The organism is Shigella sp. FC1661 (genome assembly GCF_001712525.1).
GTDB classification, from domain to species: Bacteria; Pseudomonadota; Gammaproteobacteria; order Enterobacterales; family Enterobacteriaceae; genus Escherichia; species Escherichia coli.
The window spans coordinates 1-5,222 of sequence record NZ_MDGW01000160.1; the positions used below are offsets into that span (position 1 = coordinate 1).

Consider the following 5,222-nt stretch of genomic DNA (forward strand, 5'->3'; position numbering starts at 1 on the left):
CGCTTCACCGGGACGTATACCGGAGCTGATGCGCGATCTTGCAAGTATGGGACAACTTGTGAAATTACCGACGAGAAGGGGAAGGGCCTTCCCGAGAGTGGTAAAGGAGAGGCCCTGGAAATACCCCACAGCCCCGAAAAAGAGCCAGTCAGTTGCTTAACTGACTGGCATTACACACAGGCGGTGCCTTTTATTTTTACTGAAGTTCACAGGAGGTTTATGTGTTTAATTCTGACAACCTGAGACTCGACGGAAAATGCGCCATCATCACAGGTGCGGGTGCAGGTATTGGTAAAGAAATCGCCATTACATTCGCGACAGCTGGCGCATCTGTGGTGGTCAGTGATATTAACGCCGACGCAGCTAACCATGTTGTAGACGAAATTCAACAACTGGGGGGGCAGGCATTTGCCTGCCGTTGTGATATTACTTCCGAACAGGAACTCTCTGCACTGGCAGACTTTGCTATCAGTAAGCTGGGTAAAGTTGATATTCTGGTTAACAACGCCGGTGGCGGTGGACCTAAACCGTTTGATATGCCAATGGCGGATTTTCGCCGTGCTTATGAACTGAATGTGTTTTCTTTTTTCCATCTGTCACAACTTGTTGCGCCAGAAATGGAAAAAAAATGGCGGTGGCGTTATTCTGACCATCACTTCTATGGCGGCAGAAAATAAAAATATAAACATGACTTCCTATGCATCATCTAAAGCTGCGGCCAGTCATCTGGTCAGAAATATGGCATTTGACCTGGGTGAAAAAAATATTCGGGTGAATGGCATTGCGCCGGGGGCAATATTAACCGATGCCCTGAAATCCGTTATTACACCAGAAATTGAACAAAAAATGTTACAGCACACGCCGATCAGACGTCTGGGTCAACCGCAAGATATTGCTAACGCGGCGCTGTTCCTTTGCTCGCCTGCAGCCAGCTGGGTAAGCGGACAAATTCTCACCGTCTCCGGTGGTGGGGTACAGGAGCTCAATTAATACACTAACGAACCGGTAAACAGCCGTATGTGTTGTTTACCGGGATAGCGTGTGCAATTCATCAACGTCTCTGCTAAACAACTGGCAGCCAAATCACGGCTATTGGTTAACCAATAGCTGGATGAAAAGCATACGAATAGAGTGTGCCTTAGCACTATTCAACAGCAATGATAGGCGCTCACCTGACAACGCGGTAAACTAGTTATTCACGCTAACTATAATGGTTTAATGATGGATAACATGCAGACTGAAGCACAACCGACACGGACCCGGATCCTCAATGCTGCCAGAGAGATTTTTTCAGAAAATGGATTTCACAGTGCCTCGATGAAAGCCATCTGTAAATCCTGCGCCATTAGTCCCGGGACGCTTTATCACCATTTCATCTCCAAAGAAGCCTTGATTCAGGCGATTATCTTACAGGACCAGGAGAGGGCGCTGGCCCGTTTCCGGGAACCGATTGAAGGGATTCATTTTGTTGACTATATGGTCGAGTCTATTGTCTCTCTCACCCATGAAGCCTTTGGGCAACGGGCGCTGGTGGTCGAAATTATGGCGGAAGGGATGCGTAACCCACAGGTCGCCGCCATGCTTAAAAATAAGCATATGACGATCACTGAATTTGTTGCCCAGCGGATGCGTGATGCCCAGCAAAAAGGCGAGATAAGCCCAGACATCAACACGTCAATGACTTCACGTTTACTGCTGGATCTGACCTACGGTGTACTGGCCGATATCGAAGCGGAAGATCTGGCGCGTGAAGCGTCGTTTGCTCAGGGATTACGCGCGATGATTGGCGGTATCTTAACCGCATCCTGATCCTCTCATTTCGCGGGCTGGTGATAACTGTGCCCGCGTTTCATACTTTAATTTCCCTGTACAAAATACAATCTAGCCGGGATCGGAGAATTCCCCCAAAAATATTCACCGTAGCCATATGTCATGAGAGTTTATCGTTCTCAAGATGCCCGAACGAACGTTTGATTGCTTATTTTATGGCTTCTGTCAACGCTGTTTTAAAGATTAATGCGATCTATATCACGCTGTGCGTATTGCAGATTTTGGTTTTTTGATCGCGGTGTCAGTTCTTTTTATTTCCATTTCTCTTCCATGGGTTTCTCACAGATAACTGTGTGCAACACAGAATTGGTTAACTAATCAGATTAAAGGTTGACCAGTATTTTTATTTGAATGAGGAGTCCCTTATGTTACGTCCTGTAGAAACCCCAACCCGTGAAATCAAAAAACTCGACGGCCTGTGGGCATTCAGTCTGGATCGCGAAAACTGTGGAATTGATCAGCGTTGGTGGGAAAGCGCGTTACAAGAAAGCCGGGCAATTGCTGTGCCAGGCAGTTTTAACGATCAGTTCGCCGATGCAGATATTCGTAATTATGTGGGCAACGTCTGGTATCAGCGCGAAGTCTTTATACCGAAAGGTTGGGCAGGCCAGCGTATCGTGCTGCGTTTCGATGCGGTCACTCATTACGGCAAAGTGTGGGTCAATAATCAGGAAGTGATGGAGCATCAGGGCGGCTATACGCCATTTGAAGCCGATGTTACGCCGTATGTTATTGCCGGGAAAAGTGTACGTATCACCGTTTGTGTGAACAACGAACTGAACTGGCAGACTATCCCGCCGGGAATGGTGATTACCGATGAAAACGGCAAGAAAAAGCAGTCTTACTTCCATGATTTCTTTAACTATGCCGGGATCCATCGCAGCGTAATGGTCTACACCACGCCGAACACCTGGGTGGACGATATCACCGTGGTGACGCATGTTGCGCAAGACTGTAACCACGCGTCTGTTGACTGGCAGGTGGTAGCAAATGGTGATGTCAGCGTTGAACTGCGTGATGCGGATCAGCAGGTGGTTGCAACTGGACAAGGTACCAGCGGGACTTTGCAAGTGGTGAATCCCCACCTCTGGCAACCGGGTGAAGGTTATCTCTATGAACTGTGCGTCACAGCCAAAAGCCAGACAGAGTGTGATATCTACCCGCTGCGCGTCGGCATCCGGTCAGTGGCAGTGAAGGACGAACAGTTCCTGATTAACCACAAACCGTTCTACTTTACTGGCTTTGGTCGTCATGAAGATGCGGATTTGCGAGGCAAAGGATTCGATAACGTGCTGATGGTGCACGATCACGCATTAATGGACTGGATTGGGGCCAACTCCTACCGAACCTCGCATTACCCTTACGCTGAAGAGATGCTCGAGTGGGCAGATGAACATGGCATCGTGGTGATTGATGAAACTGCAGCTGTCGGCTTTAACCTCTCTTTAGGCATTGGTTTCGAAGCGGGCAACAAGCCGAAAGAACTGTACAGCGAAGAGGCTGTCAACGGGGAAACTCAGCAGGCGCACTTACAGGCGATTAAAGAGCTGATAGCGCGTGACAAAAACCACCCAAGCGTGGTGATGTGGAGTATTGCCAACGAACCGGATACCCGTCCGCAAGGTGCACGAGAATATTTCGCGCCACTGGCGGAAGCAACGCGTAAACTCGACCCGACGCGTCCGATCACCTGCGTCAATGTAATGTTCTGCGACGCTCACACCGATACCATCAGCGATCTCTTTGATGTGCTGTGCCTGAACCGTTATTACGGATGGTATGTCCAAAGCGGCGATTTGGAAACGGCAGAGAAGGTACTGGAAAAAGAACTTCTGGCCTGGCAGGAGAAACTGCATCAGCCGATTATCATCACCGAATACGGCGTGGATACGTTAGCCGGGCTGCACTCAATGTACACCGACATGTGGAGTGAAGAGTATCAGTGTGCATGGCTGGATATGTATCACCGCGTCTTTGATCGCGTCAGCGCCGTCGTCGGTGAACAGGTATGGAATTTCGCCGATTTTGCGACCTCGCAAGGCATATTGCGCGTTGGCGGTAACAAGAAGGGGATCTTCACCCGCGACCGCAAACCGAAGTCGGCGGCTTTTCTGCTGCAAAAACGCTGGACTGGCATGAACTTCGGTGAAAAACCGCAGCAGGGAGGCAAACAATGAATCAACAACTCTCCTGGCGCACCATCGTCGGCTACAGCCTCGGTGACGTCGCCAATAACTTCGCCTTCGCAATGGGGGCGCTCTTCCTGTTGAGTTACTACACTGACGTCGCTGGCGTCGGTGCCGCTGCGGCGGGCACCATGCTGTTACTGGTGCGGGTATTCGATGCCTTCGCCGACGTCTTTGCCGGACGAGTAGTGGACAGTGTGAATACCCGCTGGGGAAAATTCCGCCCGTTTTTACTCTTCGGTACTGCGCCGTTAATGATCTTCAGCGTGCTGGTATTCTGGGTACCGACCGACTGGAGCCATAGCAGCAAAGTAGTGTATGCATATTTGACCTACATGGGCCTCGGGCTTTGCTATAGCCTGGTGAATATTCCTTATGGTTCACTTGCTACCGCGATGACCCAACAACCACAATCCCGCGCCCGTCTGGGCGCGGCTCGTGGGATTGCCGCTTCATTGACCTTTGTCTGCCTGGCATTTCTGATAGGGCCGAGCATTAAGAACTCCAGCCCGGAAGAGATGGTGTCGGTATACCATTTCTGGACGATTGTGCTGGCGATTGCCGGAATGGTGCTTTACTTCATCTGCTTCAAATCGACGCGTGAGAATGTGGTACGTATCGTTGCGCAGCCGTCATTGAAGATCAGTCTGCAAACCCTGAAACGGAATCGCCCGCTGTTTATGTTGTGCATCGGTGCGCTGTGTGTGCTGATTTCGACCTTTGCGGTCAGCGCCTCGTCGTTGTTCTACGAGCGCTATGTGTTAAATGATACCGGGCTGTTCACTGTGCTGGTACTGGTGCAAAACTTGGTTGGTACTGTGGCATCGGCACCGCTGGTGCCGGGGATGGTCGCGAGGAGCGGTAAAAAGAATACCTTCCTGATTGGCGCTTTGCTGGGAACCTGCGGTTATCTGCTATTCTTCTGGGTTTCCGTCTGGTCACTGCCGGTGGCGTTGGTTGCGTTGGCCATCGCTTCAATTGGTCAGGGCGTTACTATGACTGTGATGTGGGCACTGGAAGCTGATACCGTAGAATACGGTGAATACCTGACCGGCGTGCGAATTGAAGGGCTCACCTATTCACTAGGTGATGCTGCCAACTTACTGATTTAGTGTATGATGGTGTTTTTGAGGTGCTCCAGTGGCTTCTGTTTCTATCAGCTGTCCCTCCTGTTCAGCTACTGACGGGGTGGTGCGTAACGGCAAA

3 protein-coding genes and 3 pseudogenes are annotated in these 5,222 nt (G+C 50.3%); all 6 read left to right on the forward strand.

The features are described from left to right. Positions 1 to 160: pseudogene (locus BFF42_RS10715) on the forward strand (IS4 family transposase); the annotation flags it as partial. A gap of 61 nt (positions 161 to 221) precedes the next feature. After that, a pseudogene (gene hdhA, locus BFF42_RS10720) lies at positions 222 to 990 on the forward strand (7-alpha-hydroxysteroid dehydrogenase). A 228-nt stretch (positions 991 to 1,218) separates the two neighbouring features. After that, positions 1,219 to 1,809: a DNA-binding transcriptional regulator UidR gene (uidR, locus tag BFF42_RS10725; protein ID WP_000969095.1), complete on the forward strand. Its 591-nt coding sequence runs from the start codon at positions 1,219 to 1,221 to the stop codon at positions 1,807 to 1,809. Between the two features lie 386 nt (positions 1,810 to 2,195). Beyond that, on the forward strand, positions 2,196 to 4,007 hold the full coding sequence (gene uidA, locus BFF42_RS10730) for a beta-glucuronidase (RefSeq protein ID WP_000945922.1): 1,812 nt from the start codon (positions 2,196 to 2,198) through the stop codon (positions 4,005 to 4,007). Beyond that, positions 4,004 to 5,101, forward strand: a pseudogene (uidB, locus tag BFF42_RS10735) (glucuronide transporter); the annotation flags it as partial. The gene uidA and the pseudogene uidB, both read left to right, overlap by 4 nt. Positions 5,102 to 5,156: 55 nt before the next feature. Continuing rightward, positions 5,157 to 5,222: IS1 family transposase (locus BFF42_RS10740; RefSeq protein WP_096257578.1), on the forward strand; the 66-nt coding region annotated here is incomplete at its 3' end.